Origin of the sequence: Flavobacterium sp. LC2016-13 (genome assembly GCF_009707955.1) — a bacterium.
Lineage (GTDB): Bacteria > Bacteroidota > Bacteroidia > Flavobacteriales > Flavobacteriaceae > Flavobacterium.
Genome location: NZ_WMDQ01000013.1, coordinates 67,039 through 85,955 on the forward strand (window position 1 = coordinate 67,039; position 18,917 = coordinate 85,955).

15 protein-coding genes are annotated in these 18,917 nt (G+C 34.8%); 11 read left to right on the plus strand and 4 right to left on the minus strand.

All coding sequences use genetic code 11. The features are described 5' to 3' along the window. Window positions 1-298 precede the first annotated feature (298 nt). From GKZ86_RS21225 to GKZ86_RS21255, 7 genes are all read left to right on the plus strand, one after another. Window positions 299-1,645, plus strand: coding sequence for a regulatory iron-sulfur-containing complex subunit RicT (locus tag GKZ86_RS21225; RefSeq protein ID WP_154785063.1), 1,347 nt, complete (start codon window positions 299-301; stop codon window positions 1,643-1,645). Next, on the plus strand, window positions 1,629-2,108 hold the full coding sequence (locus GKZ86_RS21230) for a gliding motility lipoprotein GldH (RefSeq protein WP_059116981.1): 480 nt from the start codon (window positions 1,629-1,631) through the stop codon (window positions 2,106-2,108). The genes GKZ86_RS21225 and GKZ86_RS21230 overlap by 17 nt, the downstream gene beginning before the upstream one ends. A gap of 10 nt (window positions 2,109-2,118) precedes the next feature. Beyond that, window positions 2,119-4,422, plus strand: coding sequence for a penicillin-binding protein 1A (locus GKZ86_RS21235; protein ID WP_154785064.1), 2,304 nt, complete (start codon window positions 2,119-2,121; stop codon window positions 4,420-4,422). Window positions 4,423-4,595: 173 nt separating this feature from the next. Next, entirely contained in the window at window positions 4,596-5,297 is a 702-nt protein-coding gene (locus GKZ86_RS21240; protein ID WP_154785065.1) for a CoA transferase subunit A, read from the plus strand. Window position 5,298: 1 nt separating this feature from the next. After that, window positions 5,299-6,186, plus strand: a complete 888-nt coding sequence (bla, locus tag GKZ86_RS21245) for a class A beta-lactamase, subclass A2 (RefSeq protein WP_154785066.1) — start codon at window positions 5,299-5,301, stop codon at window positions 6,184-6,186. 39 nt (window positions 6,187-6,225) lie between these two features. Next, entirely contained in the window at window positions 6,226-6,882 is a 657-nt protein-coding gene (locus GKZ86_RS21250) for a 3-oxoacid CoA-transferase subunit B (RefSeq protein ID WP_154785067.1), read from the plus strand. A 351-nt stretch (window positions 6,883-7,233) separates the two neighbouring features. Then, window positions 7,234-10,017 carry a M4 family metallopeptidase gene (locus GKZ86_RS21255; RefSeq protein WP_154785068.1) on the plus strand — a complete coding sequence of 928 codons (2,784 nt, stop codon included), beginning with the start codon at window positions 7,234-7,236 and terminating at the stop codon, window positions 10,015-10,017. 196 nt (window positions 10,018-10,213) lie between these two features. Here GKZ86_RS21255 and GKZ86_RS21260 read toward each other — a convergent pair whose 3' ends face one another. Then, entirely contained in the window at window positions 10,214-12,868 is a 2,655-nt protein-coding gene (locus GKZ86_RS21260; RefSeq protein ID WP_154785069.1) for a TonB-dependent receptor, read from the minus strand. A 210-nt stretch (window positions 12,869-13,078) separates the two neighbouring features. On the opposite strand from GKZ86_RS21260, the gene GKZ86_RS21265 reads away from it, so the two are divergent. After that, complete coding sequence (locus tag GKZ86_RS21265) at window positions 13,079-13,966, plus strand: S-adenosyl-l-methionine hydroxide adenosyltransferase family protein (RefSeq protein WP_154785070.1); 888 nt, start codon at window positions 13,079-13,081, stop codon at window positions 13,964-13,966. An 80-nt stretch (window positions 13,967-14,046) separates the two neighbouring features. On the opposite strand, the gene GKZ86_RS21270 is transcribed toward GKZ86_RS21265, so the two are convergent. Then, on the minus strand, window positions 14,047-14,568 hold the full coding sequence (locus GKZ86_RS21270) for a DUF6646 family protein (protein WP_154785071.1): 522 nt from the start codon (window positions 14,566-14,568) through the stop codon (window positions 14,047-14,049). 47 nt (window positions 14,569-14,615) lie between these two features. After that, window positions 14,616-15,350 (minus strand): metallophosphoesterase family protein, encoded by a 735-nt coding sequence (locus tag GKZ86_RS21275; RefSeq protein ID WP_154785072.1) that lies wholly within the window; start codon window positions 15,348-15,350, stop codon window positions 14,616-14,618. 140 nt (window positions 15,351-15,490) lie between these two features. Here GKZ86_RS21275 and dinB point away from each other — a divergent pair, with 140 nt between their 5' ends. From dinB to GKZ86_RS25490, 3 genes are all read left to right on the plus strand, one after another. Beyond that, window positions 15,491-16,573, plus strand: a complete 1,083-nt coding sequence (gene dinB / locus GKZ86_RS21280; RefSeq protein ID WP_154785073.1) for a DNA polymerase IV — start codon at window positions 15,491-15,493, stop codon at window positions 16,571-16,573. Window positions 16,574-16,669: 96 nt separating this feature from the next. Next, entirely contained in the window at window positions 16,670-16,903 is a 234-nt protein-coding gene (locus tag GKZ86_RS25485; RefSeq protein ID WP_228526581.1) for a hypothetical protein, read from the plus strand. A 15-nt stretch (window positions 16,904-16,918) separates the two neighbouring features. Further along, entirely contained in the window at window positions 16,919-17,170 is a 252-nt protein-coding gene (locus GKZ86_RS25490; protein ID WP_228526582.1) for a PAS domain-containing protein, read from the plus strand. Window positions 17,171-17,295: 125 nt separating this feature from the next. Here the strand turns inward: GKZ86_RS25490 and GKZ86_RS21290 are convergent, their stop codons facing one another. Next, on the minus strand, window positions 17,296-18,900 hold the full coding sequence (locus GKZ86_RS21290; protein ID WP_154785074.1) for a fumarate hydratase: 1,605 nt from the start codon (window positions 18,898-18,900) through the stop codon (window positions 17,296-17,298). Window positions 18,901-18,917 lie beyond the last annotated feature (17 nt).

Consider the following 18,917-nt stretch of genomic DNA (forward strand, 5'->3'; position numbering starts at 1 on the left):
TTTTGTGTTCTAACAGAATAGGGTTTTTGTTTTGGTAATCGTAAAGAATCATTTTTCCGCCACGAATTTCCCAATTAACATGAATTTTATATTTTAAAATTAGAAAACTAAGTTTTGATTCGAGAAATTTGTGAAATTCGTAATGAAAAAATCATTAAGATTGGTTGGCAATAGTTATTTTTTTATTTAACAAGCCTTTAGTTTTAATCGATAAAAAGCAAACTAAAAAAAATACTATCTTTACCGATCAAACGTTTATGAACTTAAGTTGCTTTTTTGCAACACTACATATATAATTATGGCATGTACAAGTTGTTCAACCTCAGATGGTAGCGCACCAAAAGGTTGTAAAAATAATGGGACTTGCGGCACCGATAGCTGCAATAAATTGACTGTTTTTGACTGGCTTGCAAACATGAGCCCGTCAAATGGAGAGGCTATTTTTGATTGTGTTGAGGTTCGTTTTAAAAACGGACGCAAGGAATTTTTTAGAAATTCAGAGAAATTAACCTTAAGTATTGGTGATATTGTAGCAACTGTTGCATCACCGGGACATGATATTGGAATTGTTACTTTGACAGGCGAATTGGTAAAAATTCAAATGAAAAAGAAAGGGGTAAACCCGGAAAGTAACGAAGTTCCTAAAATTTATAGAAAAGCTTCTCAAAAAGATATTGATATTTGGTCTGTAGCACGTGATCGTGAAGAACCAATGAAAGTTCGTGCGCGTGAATTAGCGATTCAGCATAAATTGGAGATGAAAATCTCAGATATTGAATTCCAAGGAGACGGATCAAAAGCTACGTTTTACTACACGGCAAATGACAGAGTCGATTTTAGACTTTTGATTAAAGATTTTGCAAAAGAGTTTAGTACAAGAGTTGAAATGAAACAAGTTGGTTTCCGTCAGGAAGCAGCTCGTTTAGGCGGAATTGGTTCTTGCGGAAGAGAACTTTGCTGTTCAACCTGGTTAACAGATTTTAGAAGTGTTAATACTTCTGCAGCACGTTACCAACAACTTTCGCTGAATCCTCAAAAATTAGCCGGACAATGCGGAAAATTAAAGTGTTGCTTAAACTATGAGCTTGATACTTACATGGATGCATTGAAAGATTTCCCTGATTATGACACCAAATTAGTGACTGAAAAAGGAGATGCAATTTGTCAAAAACAAGATATTTTTAAAGGATTGATGTGGTTTGCTTACACGAATAATTTTGCAAACTGGCATGTTTTGAAAATTGATCAGGTAAAAGAAATTATCGCTGAGAATAAACTGAAAAATAAAGTTTCTTCATTAGAAGATTTTGCTATTGAAATAGATTTAGAACCTGAAAAAGACTTTAATAACGCAATGGGTCAGGAAAGTTTAACTCGTTTTGATCAGCCAAAAAGAAAGAAAAAACCAAATCGCAAACGCAAACCGAATGCAGAAGCGGCAATTGTTGCAACTCCAAACAAACCTCAACAAGGAAATAACAACAATAATAATAAACCGGCTGGAGGAAATCAGAACAAACCGAACAAGCCAAATAATAATAACAATAAACAAAATCAGTCGAATAAGCCAAAATCGAATGATAATAATAAACCAGCTGAACCTAGAAAACCTATAATTATTACTAAAAATGAGAATAAAAAATAGCGGAATTCTTCTTTTGGCAGCAATACTCCTTTTTTCTTGTGATAAAAAAAGAGTATTTGATCAATATAAATCTGTTGGAAGTGCGTGGCATAAAGACAGCATTGTAACCTTTGATTTGCCAGTTTTAGATTCTACAAAAAAATACAATTTATTTGTAAATTTGAGAGACAATAACAATTATCCATTCAATAATTTGTTTTTAATTGTTGCTATTGAAATGCCAAACGGTTTTACTAAAGTAGATACTTTAGAATACGAAATGGCAGCTAAGGATGGAACTTTACTAGGAAACGGTTTTACGGACATTAAAGAAAGTAAGTTGTTTTACAAAGCAGATGTAAAGTTTAGAGGACATTACAAAGTACACATTAAACAAGCTGTTCGTGAATCAGGAAAAATTCCGGGAGTTCAGGAATTAGAAGGTATTACAGATGTAGGTTTTAGAATAGAACAAAAAGATTAGAAAAATAGTTATGGCCACCAAAAAAAACAATCAACCTAATAGTACTAAAGATATTAACTACTATAAAAAGAAATTCTGGAGAGTCTTTGTCTACACCTTATTAGGCATTTTAGCTTTCTTTTTATTTGCATCGTGGGGTTTATTCGGCTCGATGCCATCTTTTGAAGATCTGGAAAATCCGGATTCTAATTTAGCGACCGAGATTATTTCGTCTGACGGAGTTGTTATTGGTAAATATTTCAAAACCAATAGATCGCAACTTAAATACTCAGATTTGCCAAAAAGTTTAGTTGAAGCTTTGGTTGCTACTGAAGATGCACGTTTCTACGAACACTCTGGAATTGACGGACGTGGAACTTTAAGAGCTGTTTTTAGTTTAGGAACCAATGGTGGAGCGAGTACTTTAACGCAACAATTAGCAAAACAATTATTTCATGGTGAAGGATCTAAATTCCTGCCGTTTAGAATTGTACAAAAAATAAAAGAGTGGATTATTGCCATTCGTCTGGAAAGACAATATACCAAAAACGAAATTTTGGCAATGTATTGTAACGTTTATGATTTCGGGAATTATTCTGTTGGAGTAAGTTCTGCGGCGCAAACGTATTTTTCTAAAGATCCGAAAGATTTGACTATGGATGAATCAGCTATTTTAGTTGGTATGTTCAAAAACTCAGGTTTATACAATCCGGTTCGTAATCCGCAAGGCGTAAAAAACCGTCGTAATGTAGTGCTTGGTCAAATGGTAAAAGCAAAAATGATTAGTGAATCTGAAAAAGAGAGATTACAAGCTTTGCCAATTGCATTAAAATTTAAATTAGAAAGCCATCGTGAAGGGATGGCGACTTATTTCAGAGAATATCTTCGTGATTACATGAAAAAATGGATGGCTGAAAACAAAAAACCAGATGGTTCTGATTACGATATTTACAAAGATGGATTGAAAATCTATACGACTATCGATTCAAGAATGCAGCAATATGCGGAAGAAGCGGTTTCTGCGCACATGAAAAATTTGCAACAGCAGTTTACTATTGAACAGAAAAACAATAAAAATGCACCTTTCGTAAATATCACAAAAGCAGAAACAGATCGTATCATGATGCAGGCGATGAAAAACTCAACGCGTTGGGCTATCATGAAAGATTTGGATAAAAGTGAAGATGATATTATTGCTTCCTTTAAAGTAAAAACACAAATGCGCGTCTTTACCTGGAAAGGAGAACGTGATACAATTATGACGCCGTTGGATTCTATTCGTTATTACAAACACTTTTTGCAATCTGGTTTAATGGCAATGGAGCCTCAAACTGGAAATATTAAAGCGTGGGTTGGTGGAATCAATTACAAGTATTTTCAATACGACCACGTAGGACAGGGAGCAAGACAAGTAGGATCTACTTTTAAGCCTTTTGTTTACGCTACAGCAATCGAACAATTAAACATGTCTCCTTGCGACTCTATTCTTGACGGGCCATTTATGATTCACAAAGGGCGTCATCACGTAACGGAAGATTGGGAACCAAGAAACTCAGACAACAGATACCGCGGAATGGTAACGTTGAAACAAGGTTTAGCGAATTCTATTAATACGGTTTCTGCAAAATTAATTGACAGAACTGGTCCTGAAGCTGTTGTTGAGTTAACACAAAAATTAGGAGTTAAAACAGAAATTCCGGTACAACCTTCAATCGCATTGGGAGCTGTAGATATTACAGTTGAAGATATGGTCGCAGCTTACAGCACATTTGCGAATCAGGGAGTTTATGTAAAACCACAATTTTTAAGCCGTATCGAGAATAAAAGCGGAGAGGTTATTTATGAACCAATTCCGGAATCGCATGACGTTTTAAATAAAGATATTGCTTTTGCAGTAATCAAATTACTTCAAGGTGTAACTGAAACAGGTTCTGGTGCACGTTTACGTACGCAAGGCGGTGGAAGTGGAGATAATCGTTGGACAGGATATCCATATATGTTCAAAAACCCGATTGCAGGTAAAACAGGAACAACACAAAATCAATCAGATGGTTGGTTTATGGGAATGGTTCCTAACTTAGTAACAGGAGTTTGGGTTGGTTGCGAAGATCGTTCTGCACGTTTTAAAAGTTTAACTTACGGACAAGGAGCAACGGCTGCATTACCAGTTTGGGCTTACTTCATGAAACTTTGTTATGCAGATCCAAAACTTCAGGTTTCTAAATCTGAGTTTGAGCGCCCGGCAAATCTTTCTATAAAAGTAGATTGTTACACGGCTCCAAAAGTAAAAGACACTACAACAACAGAACAAAATACAGACGAGTTCGAATTATAATTCAAATCTCGGTTTTAAATAAGATTATATCCTTTTGTGGCTTCTGAAATTCAGAAGAAAACAAAAGGATATTTTTTTTGTATTCCAATGACTTTATTTTTTACGAAATCGTTATAATTTAATCTAAAAATCTTATTTTTATCAAAAATATACAGTAATAAAGACACTTTGTTATGATAACAAAAAAAGTAAATAACGTTAAGGAAGCTATTGAAGGTATTGAAAGCAATATGACCATTATGTTTGGTGGTTTTGGTTTATGCGGAATTCCTGAAAACACAATTGCAGCTTTGGTAAATACATCAATTTCAGATTTAACTTGTATTTCAAACAATGCAGGCGTTGATGATTTTGGTTTAGGATTGCTTTTACAAAAGAAGCAAATCAAAAAAATGATTTCATCTTATGTGGGTGAAAACGCTGAATTCGAGCGCCAAATGCTTTCAGGAGAATTAGATGTTGAACTTACTCCGCAAGGAACTTTAGCAGAACGCTGTCGTGCAGCCCAAGCGGGAATTCCAGCTTTCTTCACACCAGCCGGTTACGGAACCGAAGTTGCCGAAGGAAAAGAAGTTCGTGAATTCAACGGAAAAATGCATATTATGGAAGAAGCTTTCAAAGCCGATTTTGCCATTGTAAAAGCCTGGAAAGGCGATGAAGCCGGAAACCTAATTTTTAAAGGAACTGCAAGAAACTTCAATGCTTGTATGGCAGGTGCCGGAAAAATTACAATTGCTGAGGTTGAAGAGCTAGTTCCGGTTGGAACATTAGATCCAAATCAAATACATATTCCGGGAATTATGGTGCAACGTATTTTTCAGGGAGAGAAGTTTGAAAAACGTATTGAACAGAGAACTGTTAGACAAAGAGGATAATATGACTAAACTTTTTTATATAATTATATTTTCTGTTTTCTCGTTTACTTCTTTTGCTCAAACAACAAGTCAACTACGAGAGCAGCTTAATGAGATAATTGCATCTAAGAATGCGACTGTTGGAATTTCTATCAAAAGTATAGAAGACAAAGATACTTTAAGCATTAATGGAAAATTAAAAGCGCCTTTGATGAGTGTTTTTAAATTTCATATTGCTCTGGCGGTTTTAAATAAAATTGATGAAGGTAGGCTTTCATTAACTCAGGAAATTTTCATTAAAAAGAAAGATCTGCATGAAGATACCTGGAGTCTGATGAGGGAAGAATATCCAAATGGAAATATGAACCTGACTTTGGATAAATTGTTAAGATATACCGTTTCACATAGTGATAATAATGGATGCGATATTCTAATTAATTTGGTTGGAGGTCCAAAGGAAATACAGAAGTTTATCAATAAACAAGGGATTAAAGACTTCGTAATTAAAGTGAACGAAGAACAAATGAAAACCTGGAAAAATCTTTATATAAATACAACAACTCCATTAGCAACAACAGAACTGCTGGAGAAGTTCTTTAAAGGAGAAATTTTAAAAGAAAACACCACAAAATATTTGTATCAAATAATGGTAGAAACTTCGAGAGGTGTTACCTGGATGAAAGCAGGACTTCCTGAAACTACAGAACTGGCTCACAGAACAGGGATGTCTGGAACCAATGATAATAATTTGAGAGCGGCGATGAATGACGTTGGTATTGTAAAACTTCCAAACGGAAAACACTTTATTCTCTCTGTTTATCTAAAAGATATCACAGAAAAGCAAGAAGATACCGAAAAAATAATTGCTGATATAACTAAAGCAACGTGGGATTATTTTACGAAGAAATAAGAATCTGATAATTTAATTATCTAATTGACAAATTAATATATGGCACTAACTAAAGAAGATATTGCAAAGCGAATTGCTAAAGAAGTAAAAGACAGGTGTTTTGTAAATCTAGGTATCGGGATTCCGACTTTGGTTGCGAATTATGTGAGAGAAGATATTGCAGTCGAATTTCAAAGTGAAAATGGAGTTCTTGGTATGGGACCTTTTCCTTTTGCGGGGGAAGAAGATGCAGATATAATTAATGCAGGAAAACAAACGATTACGACACTTCCGGGGGCCAGTTTTTTTGATTCTGCTTTTAGTTTCGGAATGATCCGAAGTCAAAAAGTAGATTTAACGATTTTGGGTGCTATGGAGGTTTCTGAAAACGGAGATATTGCCAACTGGAAAATTCCGGGTAAAATGGTAAAGGGAATGGGAGGCGCAATGGATTTGGTAGCTTCTGCCGAAAATATCATTGTTGCCATGATGCACGTAAATAAAGCAGGAGAATCTAAAATCCTTAAAAAATGTACTTTGCCATTAACAGGCGTTGGCTGTGTTAAAAAGGTAGTAACAGAGCTTGCAGTTCTCGAAGTGACTAAAAATGGTTTTAAGCTCTTAGAACGAGCGCCAGGTGTTTCTGTTGAGCATATTATTGCTTCAACCGAAGCTGATTTAATTATTGAGGGAGAAATTCCGGAAATGGATATTTAGATAAATTTCTTTTTATAATACCAATCAAAGGCTAGCTGTAAAGGTTAGCCTTTTTTTGTAGGATAAATTTAAAAGATTGGAGCTTTTATTTTAATAAATGTTGTTTACACACTGTACAATAGCGATTTACAAATAAACGATATAATAAATTTCGCACATTTTTTTGAGAAATCCTTACACTTTGTTAAATAAAAGTGAATTTTAGGCAAAAAGTGTTGCATTTTATCGATTAACGGCAAATTTCATCGACTATCTAACAAAATTAAAATACTTTTATCGTAAATTAAGTATTTACTTACGTTAAATATTTCGTTTGTAATCCATTTAACCAAATTTTTAAACCCCTTTATTATGAAAAAAAAATTACCAAAAATTCTTGCGACCGCCGCAGTCTTTACATTCTCGCTGACCTCATTTGCACAAGTTACCTCAGATAAACAGGTAAGTCAAAAAAGTGTATCAGAAAATGGACAGCCAAGTTTAATTACATTTAATGAGAAATCGACCTACAAAGGTTCTGATTCACAAAAGGTATTTAAGGAACAACTTGGATTAAAAGACACTCAGACTTTTACAAAAGTCAAAACAGAGTCTGATAAACAAGGTTACACGCATGAAAAATTTCAATTGTATGAGCAAGGAATCAAAGTTGAATTTGCGAATTACACATTACATTCAAAAGATGGAAAAATAGTTTCGATGAATGGTGAATATTACAACATCGAAAACGTAAAAACAGTTCCGGCTCTTTCTGAACAAGACGCTTTTAATAAAGCACTTAGTTATACTCGTGCAACAGAATATCTTTGGGAAAAACCACAAGATGCTATCGAAATGGGTTACGAAAAACCAAAAGGAGAACTTGTTTTATTACCGGACATGGAACAACAAGGTGAAAAAAGAACAACGGATAAAATTCGTCTGGCATATAAGTTTGACATTTATGCAACAAAACCTTTAAGCCGTGGAGATCTTTACATTGATGCCCAAACTGGAAAAGCATTGTTTTATAACGCAACAATAAAACACTTAAATGATAATGTGCATGCAAAGAAATCTTCTTCTTTGGGAAATGCAACAAAGGAAACATCAACTTCAAAAATGGCGATTGTTGCAGCAAATGCAGCAACTCGCTATAGCGGAACACAAACGATACAAACCACTTTAAGCGGATCATCTTATATTTTATCAGATACATCTCGTGGTTTGGGTGTTCAAACTTATAATTCTGCTAGAACAGCCACATATCCAACAACAAACTTTACAGATGCAGATAATAACTGGACTGCAGCAGAGTATAATAATACCAATAAAGATAATGGTGCGCTTGATGCGCATTGGGGTGCTGAAAAAACGTATGATTATTGGTCAACAGTACACAGTAGAAATAGTTTTGATGATGCCGGAGCAAAAATTAAAAGTTATGTACACTATAATTTAGTTGCTGCAGGATATTCAAGCAATAACAATGCATTCTGGAACGGAAGCGTAATGACATACGGCGACGGAACTGGAACTGGCGGATTTGATATTTTAACTGCACTTGATGTTGCAGGACATGAAATAGGACATGCCGTTTGTACTTATACAGCAAACTTAGCTTACCAAAAAGAATCTGGTGCAATGAACGAAGCTTTCTCAGATATTTGGGCAGCTTGTATTGAGTATCATGCAGCGCCAACAAAATCAATATGGTTGGTTGGTGAAGATATTGAAAGAAGAAGCGGACACGTTGCTTTGCGTTCTATGAGCGATCCAAATGCTGAAGGACAACCGGATACTTACGGAGGAACTTATTGGGTAAATGTAAATTGTACGCCAACAAGCAGTAATGACCAATGTGGTGTTCATACAAATTCTGGGGTATTAAACCATTGGTTTTATATCTTGTCTGTAGGTAAAACAGGAACAAATGATATTGGAAATGCATATAACGTAACAGGAATCACGCTTGATAAAGCAGAAAAAATTGCTTTTAGATTAGAAGATTCATATTTAAGTGCAAACTCAACATATGCTAATGCGAGAACTTACGGAATACAATCGGCAATCGATTTGTATGGAGCAGGTTCTGCTGAAGTAATTGCAACAACAAATGCATTTTATGCTGTTGGTGTTGGTGCCGCATATTCAGGTTCTACAGATACAGTAGCTCCATCGGCTCCAACTGCTTTAGCGGCTTCTGGTACAACCGGCACAACAACTAATTTAACCTGGACAGCTTCTACAGATAATGTTGCAGTAACAGGATATGACATCTATCAGGGAACAACGTTGAAAGGATCATCTACAACAACTTCTTATACTGTAACAGGATTAACTCCTTCAACTGCATATACTTTTAGCGTAAAAGCTAAAGATGCTGCAGGAAATGTTTCAGCTTCAAGCAGTACTGTAAATGTTACTACTACAGCAACCAGCATAACCTATTGTGCATCTCAAGGAAATAGCGCTGCAGACGAAAGAATTGGTAAAGTAGTATTCGGTACAATCAGCAATACTTCTACAGGAACAACTGGTTACGAAAATTACACATCTATTTCTACAAATGCTGCAAGAGGAACTGCATACACAATTACAATAACTCCTTCTTGGACATCTACAACGTATAACGAAGGTTATGCAGTATTTATTGATTACAACCAAGATGGTGATTTCTCAGATTCTGGTGAAACAGTTTGGACAAAAGCTGCATCAAAAACTACTCCGGTAACAGGAACAATCACAATTCCTGCAACTGCAACTCTTGGAACAACAAGATTAAGAGTTTCTTTAAAATACAATGCAATTCCAACATCTTGTGAGGCTTTCTCTTATGGACAAGTTGAAGATTATACTGTAAACATAACAGCTTCAGGAGCAGTTGTTACAGAAGAAATAGCCGCGGGATTATCAGAAACTAAAGAAACTTCTCGTTTTGCATTATATCCAAATCCGGTTGAAAGCGAATTAAATGTTTCGTTTGAAGAAAATAACGGATATACTTATAAAATCATAAACACATTAGGTCAGCAATTAGGATCTGGAGAACTTTCTGGAAATACAATTGACGTAAGCAAATTGAATACAGGAATTTATATCATTGAATTAATAAACGGTGACAAAAAAATCGTGAAGAAATTTGCAAAGAAATAAAATCTCGAATTAGTAAAAACGAAGAGCCCCGCAATTTGCGGGGCTTTTTTATGTAAAGTATAATCTCGAAGGCACAAAGTCACAAAGTTTTGTTTCACGCAGATTGTACAGATTTAAGCAGATTTTTTAATTATTTAAATCTTTTAGTCAGCGCCCTTTTAGGTTAAATTTACCCATTAAATAATTACATTAAATACTAAAGGATAAAACTCATTCTACCAAAATAATAAGCTCCAGTAGTTCCCATTTGAACCGGCGCATATTTAAATACTCCGTAGTAACTATTCTCATAAATTTGTTTATCCGGAAAAACATCAAATAAGTTATTAGCTCCAAGAGCAATCTGAATTTTTGGTGTTATTTTGTAAGCAACAGTCAAATCAGTAACCACTTTTCCGCTGTGTTTCTGAATTCCTCCAAACGGAAAACCATCACGAATTACTTCACCAAAATAAGTATTTCTCAATAGAAAATTCCATTTGTCTAAACTGTAATTAACAGCAAAAGTACCTTTGTGTTTTGGCGTATTCGTTTCGATCAAACTTTTTTCCTGAGGCCCGTAATACACATCTTCCTGACCCACAAATATCGATGGAATATTATTTAATTGATCATCAACTTTGTTGTCATTGTAATTATACAATAATGAAAGATTCAATTTCCCTTTTCCAAGATTCAAATCATAATCAATTACAACATCAAGTCCGTTTGTAGTAGTATTAATTGCGTTGGTAAAGAAACGACCCGTTTGCGCACCATATTGAGCAAACAAATCACGAAGTTCCGGAACAGGATCTCCATAAGCATCATTTCCTAAATTTCCGGTCAGGATAATTCTGTTATCGATTCTAATGTGATAATAATCAGCTGTAATGTGTAATTGTTTAATTGGAGAAAAAACAACACCAAAGCTGTAGTTCCTTGAAGTCTCTTCTTTCAATTTCGGAATTCCGAGTTGTTTTGCTACATCACTGTCATTTCTAAAAATACCTGAATTCAGGATTTCACCATCAACAACATCTGTTGCAATATTATTAAAATATTGTTGGTGCAACGATGGTGCTCTAAAACCAGAACTAATGGCTCCGCGCACAAAAAGATTATCAAGGATTTTATATCTCAAAGACAATTTCCCGTTTATAGTATTTCCAAAATCAGAATAATCTTCATAACGGCCGGCAACTCCAATTAAGAATTTATCCGTAATATCTGCTTCAACATCAGCATAAACGCCAACGCTGTTTCTATCTTCATTAACTTCATTCAAAGGAGAAAATCCGGGAAAAGACTGAGCGCCGCCATCAATATAAGAAGCTTCTTCGCCAGCAACAATTTTGTATTTTTCAAAACGATATTCAGCACCAAAAGCAACATTCAAACCGCTGAAAATGTCTTTATACAATCTTGAAACATCTGCATTTACCGTGTTTTGAAGAAAAGAATGATTTCCGGCTTTAAAATCAGTCGGACTATTATCTCCTAATGAAAAGTTGTTGGTGTTTGAGACTTCATAATCAAATTTATTCTGTCCGATAGTATTACTCAAATCCAATTTCCATTCTCCAAATTTAAATTTAAAACCAAAAGAAGAAGAAAGATCCGTTACAACAGAATTTAATTCAGGCTGAAACCCGAAAGGAAAAATAGAAGCAACAACACTTTCACTTTCACTTGGTAAACGTCTGAAACCGTAACCAGTTCCTTCTCTGTGACTAATTCCTCCAGAAGCATAAAACTCAATTTGATCGTTTAACGGAATTGAAGCATTAAAGAAACCTTGTATATTTTGGATTTTTGCATCTCCAATCTGGAAATTAAAATCATCACGTTTTAATCCATTTTGAGCTAATAAATTATCATCAATTTGGCGTGATTGCGCGGGATCATCAACAAAATCGTAAGCAAAGAAATTGCCTTGTGCCGATTGATCAAAAATGATAAGATTGTTGTTTTGAGAACGATTGGTTTTTTGACGGTCATTAAATTCAGCCGTAAGATTGATAAAACCACCTTTGTTCCCAATTTTTGTTCCGTAGTTTAAATTTAGATTTGTAGTCTGACCATCATTTCTGGACGTTCCGCCATAAGTTGCGTTCGCTTCTAAACCTGCATTATCTTTTAAAACCAAATTGATTACGCCCGCAATTGCATCAGAACCATATTGCGCAGCCGCGCCATCACGTAAAACCTCAATTCTTTTAATTGCCGAAGCAGGAATCGCACTTAAATCAGTACCAACAGAACCGTTTCCAACCGTATTTTGATAATTTACCAATGAAGTCGTATGTCTTCTTTTTCCGTTGATTAAAACCAGAACCTGATCCGGACCCAAACCTCTTAAAGATGCAGGATCAATATGCTCAGTTCCGTCAGCCGAAGATTGTCGGTTTGAATTGAAAGACGGAATCAAATACGTTAAGATATCGTTTGTGGTAGTTTGAGGTGTTGTGTTTCTAATTTTAGCCAGATTAACCACATCAACAGGAACAGCCGTTTCTAGTTTGCTTTTCTTTGGATTTCTGCTTCCAACTACAACAATTTCATCAAGATTATTACTCTCATAAGTTAACTGAACTTCGATAATAGGATCTTTCGCAACGTGTTCTTTGGTTTGATAGCCAAATAGCGATATAACAAGTGTTGGATTATTTGTTGGAGACGATAGCGTAAATTTTCCTAAAGCATCACTTGTTGCATTAGTTTGAGTTCCTTTTATCAGGATTGTCGCAAATTCTAACGGATTTCCATTTTCATTTGTAATAGTTCCTTTTATCTCGTGACCTTGTGCAAAAAACAAAGTACTCGATAAAGTCAGGATCGCGGTTATGATAATTTTTAGTTTTTTTCTCATGGTAATATTGGTTTGTATAAAATGTAAGGATTGTTTTATTGTAAAAGGCTAAATCTTAATTGCCTAGTATTTACATGGGATAATTAATAAAATGCAAATGTAATTGTAAAAAACCAAAATTGATTTATAAAATCTTTGTTTTTATAAGTTAAGGGTGTCAATTTTTAGTTTTAATGAAATATCTTTGCATAAATTTTAAAAAGAGAAAAAATGAAATTAAGATTATTACTTTTTTTGTGCGCTATTACTTTTAATGGATTTTCGCAAAATAACGTATTGGTTTTTCAATCTGATTTTGGTTTGAAAGATGGAGCAGTTTCTGCAATGAAAGGGGTTGCAATGGGAGTTTCTACCGATTTGAAAATATTTGACTTAACACATGAAATTCCGGCTTTCAATATTTGGGAAGCTGCTTATCGTTTATCGCAAACAGCTCAATATTATCCTGCAGGAACTGTATTTGTTTCTGTTTGTGATCCTGGAGTTGGTACAGCAAGACATTCTGTAGTTTTATTAACGAAATCTGGGCATTATTTTGTAACGCCGGATAACGGAACTTTAACTCTAATTGCTGAACAATTAGGCATTCAGGAAATTCGTGAAATTGATGAGGTAAAAAACCGCCGTCAGAATTCGGGTGAATCTTATACCTTCCACGGTCGCGATGTTTATGCTTTTACCGGAGCACGTTTAGCATCTAAAACCATTACTTTTGAAGAAGTTGGTCCAAAACTACCAAACGAAGTTGTGAAATTGGATTATCAAAAACCTGTTTTCGAAAAAGGAATTATCAAAGGAGGAATTCCGATTTTAGATATTCAATACGGAAATGTATGGACAAATATCGATAAAAAGACATTTGCAAATCTTGGTTTAAAAGCAGGAGATTTGGTTAAAATTCAGATTTTCAACGGAACTAAAAAAGCTTATGAAGGAAAATTGAAATTGGTAAATACTTTTGGCGAAGTTGCCATAGGAACTGATGTAGTTTATTTTAATAGCCTTTTAAATTTTTCATTGGCTGTAAATCAAGGTAGTTTTTCAGATAAATACAAAATTTACAGTGGCGCTGATTGGAGTATTTTGCTTAGCAAATAATCCGCCTATATTTCATAAAAACAAAAAACCGCTCAATTGAGCGGTTTTTTTATAAGTATGTAATTCTTTGCGGTTAAATATTACAAATTAAATGAAGCTCCTAAACTAAAAGTAGCCTGATTATTTAAATGATCGAATACATCATTGTTGTTGCCGTATTTAGCGATTGGGAATCCAACTTCTGTGAAAACACCAAATCCGTCAGTAAAGAAATAACGACCACCTACGTGACCACCAAAATTGTGTAATCCTAAACTTAAACCAGGATAAACATCTAATTGTTTAATACCAATAACGCTGCTTAAATTAGCATTGATTCTTGCTTTAGCATCAAAACGATCCTGAAATTCCGGTTTTCTATCATTGTAATAATCTACACCATAGAAACCATTGTAATTATCTACTCCTAAAAGGTAAGTTGTAACAAATCCGAAAGAGAAATTTTCTCCTAAACCAAAGTCAACAGAACCTTGAATTCCTGAACCACCATCTTGAAGATTAGCACCTACATTAACTTTTATGTCTCCTTTTCCTGTAAAAGCTTCCTGAGCCTGAGTTAATCCGAATGATACTAAAAACAAAAATGTAATAACTTTTTTCATAAACTTAAATATTAATTATTTGGATTGCAAATTTAATTTTTTATACATTAATTCCTACCTTTTTCATTAAAATACAACTCATTTAACGGATCACTTTGCCAGAATTCCTTTGTATCAATGTTCATTATTGTTAGAGGGCCTTTAAAAGCGGCTCCCGTATCAACATTCCAGACACAAGCTTTATTTACTGGTACCATTTTTCCAATTCGGGTTACAGGAGTATGTCCAATATAGATTTCTTTATAAACGGTAAAACGTTTTGGATAGTATAAATCATCAATTTTTAAGTTCGGATCTAATGCCAGTGCAGATTCCCAAAGTGTTCTGTCCCAGTAAAATAATTTCGGAAAATATTCCCAAACAACACCATTTAAATTGGTAAAACCGGCATGAACAAATAGCCTGTTCTGATCGTCAAGATAATAGTCCTGCAAATTTTCTAAAAAGGTAATATGTGTTTTCTTTTTTTCGTCAGAAAGTTTAGAGTATCCTTCAACAGTAGCTTGTCCGCCATGTTTGTACCACATTTCTTCATCAAAATCTTCGTGCCTGTTTTCAAGCCAGTCTAAGGCCAGTTGATCGTGGTTTCCTCTAATGCAAATGCAGTTTTGTTTACTTTTAAGATCAATTAAATAATCAATAACTTGTGCCGAATGGCTCCAGCCATCAACATAATCGCCTAAAAATATAAGAGTATCCTGTTCTGTAACATTGGCTCTTTTCATCACCTGTTCAAGTGCGAGTAATCCTCCGTGTATGTCGCCTATAACAAATGTTCGCATTTTTTAAAATTTCGGGTAATAACCACAAAAATAGCGAAAATGATTTGTTTGAAATCATTTCGCTATTAATCTTTAAAAATTGATACTATTTATAACTATTAGCAGTGCTTTTTAATTGCTTTCCTTTTTAAATTTGCATAATGTCAGACACGCCTACATATCGAAAAATTATCCATATTGATATGGATGCTTTTTATGCTTCGGTAGAGCAAATGGATAATCCTGCTTTGCGCGGAAAACCCGTTGCTGTTGGAGGTTCAGAAAATAGAGGAGTAGTTTCGGCAGCAAGTTACGAAGCCAGAAAATTTGGTGTTCGAAGTGCGATAAGTGGTGTTTTGGCCAAAAAGTATTGTCCGGAAATTATATTCGTTCGTCCGCGTTTTGATCGGTATAAGGAAATATCAAATAAAATTCATAGCATTTTTTATGAATACACAGATTTGGTAGAGCCGCTTTCGCTGGATGAAGCTTATCTTGATGTAACTCAGAATAAAAAAGGAAATCCAAGTGCGAGTTTGCTTGCACAGGAAATTCGGTTAAGAATTTTGAATGAAGTTGGACTTACAGCTTCAGCAGGAATTTCAGTAAATAAATTTGTTGCCAAAATTGCCAGTGACATCAATAAACCCAACGGACAAAAAACGGTAAATCCTGATGAGATCCTGACTTTTCTGGAAGAATTGCCTATTAGAAAATTTTACGGAGTTGGAAAAGTGACCACAGAGAAAATGTACCAATTGGGCATTTTTACAGGAAGTGATCTTAAAAGCAAATCGTTAGAATTTCTGGAAAAGCATTTCGGTAAGTCCGGAGGTTTTTACTATAAAGTCGTTCGAGGTATTCATAACAGCGAAGTAAAATCGCATCGCATAACCAAGTCAGTGGCGGCTGAGCATACTTTTGATGTTAATTTATCATCGGAGATTTTTATGCTGGAGCAACTCGACAGAATTGCAACTTCATTAGAAAAACGATTAAAAAAACATAACATTTCAGGTAAAACGGTTACACTTAAAATTAAGTACAGCGATTTTACGCAACAAACAAGAAGTAAGACATTGCCTTATTTTATTTCGGATAAAAGCCTGATTCTCGAAACCGTCGAAGAATTGTTGTATCAGGAACGGATGAAAGATTCTGTTCGATTACTCGGAATTTCTTTAAACAATTTAAATACAGAAGAGAAAAAAGCAGTCGTTGTACAATTAAAATTTGCTTTTTAATTATCTTAAACACTAGTTAAATGAGGTTTTACGTAAGTTAGTTCGCAATTTTCGCTTTATCTTTGAGTAATAGGATATAACACTTAATTAATTGCTATGAAAAAGACTAATGCTGAGGAGCTGTTAAAGCGTAATTCTGTTCCTATTTTATCCTGGGATTTTCACTACGAGTTTGTAAATGAGTTGAAAGCTAATTTTGCTGATTTGAAAAAAGTGAATGATATTTCAAGTCAGTTTTCCTGGAATGATGAAGGTTTAGAGATCAAGGAACACATTAAAGATGAAGTTGTTGTAATTACTGATTTGAATTTGAAAATTGTTTTTGCTTAAAACGGAATCAAAAAAATGACAGGATATAGAGAAAGTGAAGTTCTTGGTAAAACACCGAAAATGTTTCAGGGACCGGCAACTTGCAAAACTGCTTTAAAAGAAATAAGAGAAGCCATAGAATTGAAAATTCCATTTGAAAAGATAATTCAAAACTATAAAAAAGACGGCAGAATTTACAAATGCAATATTAGAGGCGTTCCGGTTTTTAATTTAAAAGGAGAATTGTCGCATTTTGTCGCATTTGAGAAAGAAGAAAAAAGTGCTTAGGTTTTTAGGTGCAAAGGCTCAAAGGGAAAAATAATATTAGTAAAATAAAAACCGCCTTTTTAGGCGGTTTTGTATTTAAAAAACTTAGCGACTCAGCAACTTAGTACCTTAGCAGCTAAAAAAAACTATAAATTCTCAAAGAAATCATTTCCTTTATCATCTGTAATGATAAAAGCAGGGAAATCTTTAACGGTGATTTTACGAACGGCTTCCATTCCTAATTCTTCAAAGTCAACAACTTCTACTTTTAGGATGTTATCTTGCGCTAAAATTGCCGCAGGACCTCCAATAGAACCCAAATAGAATCCGCCATATTTATTACATGCATCAGTAACTTGTTTGGTACGGTTTCCTTTAGCGAGCATAATCATACTTCCGCCATGTTTTTGAAATTCATCTACATAAACATCCATACGTCCTGCCGTTGTTGGCCCAAAACTTCCTGAAGCCATTCCTTCCGGAGTTTTTGCCGGACCTGCATAATAAACAGGATGATTTTTAAAATATTCAGGCATTGGCTTACCAGATTCCAATAATTCCATGATTTTAGCGTGTGCAATATCACGCGCTACAATCACAGTTCCGTTCAATTTCAAACGAGTTTTGATCGGATATTGAGTCAATTTAGCTAAAATATCAGCCATTGGCATATTCAAATCAATTTCTACAGGCGCTTCTAAATGTGGAGCTGTTTCCGGTAAAAATTGTTTTGGATTTACTTCTAATTGTTCAACGTAAATTCCGTCTTTAGTAATTTTTCCTTTGATGTTTCTGTCAGCAGAACAAGAAACTCCCAATCCAACCGGACAAGAAGCCGCGTGGCGAGGCAAACGAATTACACGAACGTCGTGTGTAAAATATTTTCCGCCAAACTGAGCGCCAATAGCACTTTCCTGACAGATTTTCTGAACTTTTTCTTCCCATTCCAAATCACGAAAAGCCTGACCGGACATATTTCCTGAAGTTGGCAAATGATCATAATATCCTGCAGATGCTTTTTTAACAGCGCTTAGGTTTGCTTCCGCAGAAGTTCCGCCTATTACTAAAGCCAAATGATAAGGCGGACAAGCCGAAGTTCCTAAATCTTTGATTTTAGCACGAATGAAAGCATCCATAGATTTTTCATTCAATAATGATTTCGTTTGTTGGTATAAATACGTTTTATTAGCAGATCCGCCACCTTTTGCCATAAATAAGAACTCATACGAAGCTCCTTTTTTAGAATAGATGTCAATTTGAGCCGGAAGATTCGAACCTGAGTTTTTTTCTTCAAACATCGAAATCGGAACAATTTGCGAATAACGTAAATTACGTTTTTGATACGTGTTAAAAATTCCTCTGCTCAACCATTCAGCATCATCAACACCTGTAAAGATGCTTTCGCCTTTTTTTGCCATTACGATTGCCGTTCCGGTATCCTGACAGCTTGGTAATTGACCTTCGGCAGCGACCGAAGCATTCTGAAGTAAATTATACGCCACAAAACGATCGTTATCTGTAGCTTCCGGATCGTCAAGAATTTTTCGTAGCTTTTGTAAATGCGTTGTTCTCAACATGAACGAAACATCGGTTAAAGCTTCTTCAGCCAATAATTCTAAACCTTTTGGATCAACGGTTAAAACTTCACGGTCTCCAAATTGTTCTATTTTTACAAAATCAGAAGTAATTTTGCGATATTGCGTATCATCCTTTAAAATTGGATAAGGATCTTGGTATATAAAATCTATCATTGCTTTGTTTTTTGACA

What these genes read in the sequence shown, in the direction of transcription:
- GKZ86_RS21230 (WP_059116981.1), top strand. Translation starts at nt 1,629, where the DNA reads ATGAGAATAAAAAATAGCGGAATTCTTCTTTTGGCAGCAATACTCCTT.
- GKZ86_RS21265 (WP_154785070.1), top strand. Translation starts at nt 13,079, where the DNA reads ATGAAATTAAGATTATTACTTTTTTTGTGCGCTATTACTTTTAATGGA.
- GKZ86_RS21290 (WP_154785074.1), bottom strand. Translation starts at nt 18,900, where the DNA reads ATGATAGATTTTATATACCAAGATCCTTATCCAATTTTAAAGGATGAT.
- dinB (WP_154785073.1), top strand. Translation starts at nt 15,491, where the DNA reads ATGTCAGACACGCCTACATATCGAAAAATTATCCATATTGATATGGAT.
- bla (WP_154785066.1), top strand. Translation starts at nt 5,299, where the DNA reads ATGACTAAACTTTTTTATATAATTATATTTTCTGTTTTCTCGTTTACT.
- GKZ86_RS21225 (WP_154785063.1), top strand. Translation starts at nt 299, where the DNA reads ATGGCATGTACAAGTTGTTCAACCTCAGATGGTAGCGCACCAAAAGGT.
- GKZ86_RS21250 (WP_154785067.1), top strand. Translation starts at nt 6,226, where the DNA reads ATGGCACTAACTAAAGAAGATATTGCAAAGCGAATTGCTAAAGAAGTA.
- GKZ86_RS25485 (WP_228526581.1), top strand. Translation starts at nt 16,670, where the DNA reads ATGAAAAAGACTAATGCTGAGGAGCTGTTAAAGCGTAATTCTGTTCCT.
- GKZ86_RS25490 (WP_228526582.1), top strand. Translation starts at nt 16,919, where the DNA reads ATGACAGGATATAGAGAAAGTGAAGTTCTTGGTAAAACACCGAAAATG.
- GKZ86_RS21260 (WP_154785069.1), bottom strand. Translation starts at nt 12,868, where the DNA reads ATGAGAAAAAAACTAAAAATTATCATAACCGCGATCCTGACTTTATCG.
- GKZ86_RS21270 (WP_154785071.1), bottom strand. Translation starts at nt 14,568, where the DNA reads ATGAAAAAAGTTATTACATTTTTGTTTTTAGTATCATTCGGATTAACT.
- GKZ86_RS21240 (WP_154785065.1), top strand. Translation starts at nt 4,596, where the DNA reads ATGATAACAAAAAAAGTAAATAACGTTAAGGAAGCTATTGAAGGTATT.
- GKZ86_RS21275 (WP_154785072.1), bottom strand. Translation starts at nt 15,350, where the DNA reads ATGCGAACATTTGTTATAGGCGACATACACGGAGGATTACTCGCACTT.
- GKZ86_RS21235 (WP_154785064.1), top strand. Translation starts at nt 2,119, where the DNA reads ATGGCCACCAAAAAAAACAATCAACCTAATAGTACTAAAGATATTAAC.
- GKZ86_RS21255 (WP_154785068.1), top strand. Translation starts at nt 7,234, where the DNA reads ATGAAAAAAAAATTACCAAAAATTCTTGCGACCGCCGCAGTCTTTACA.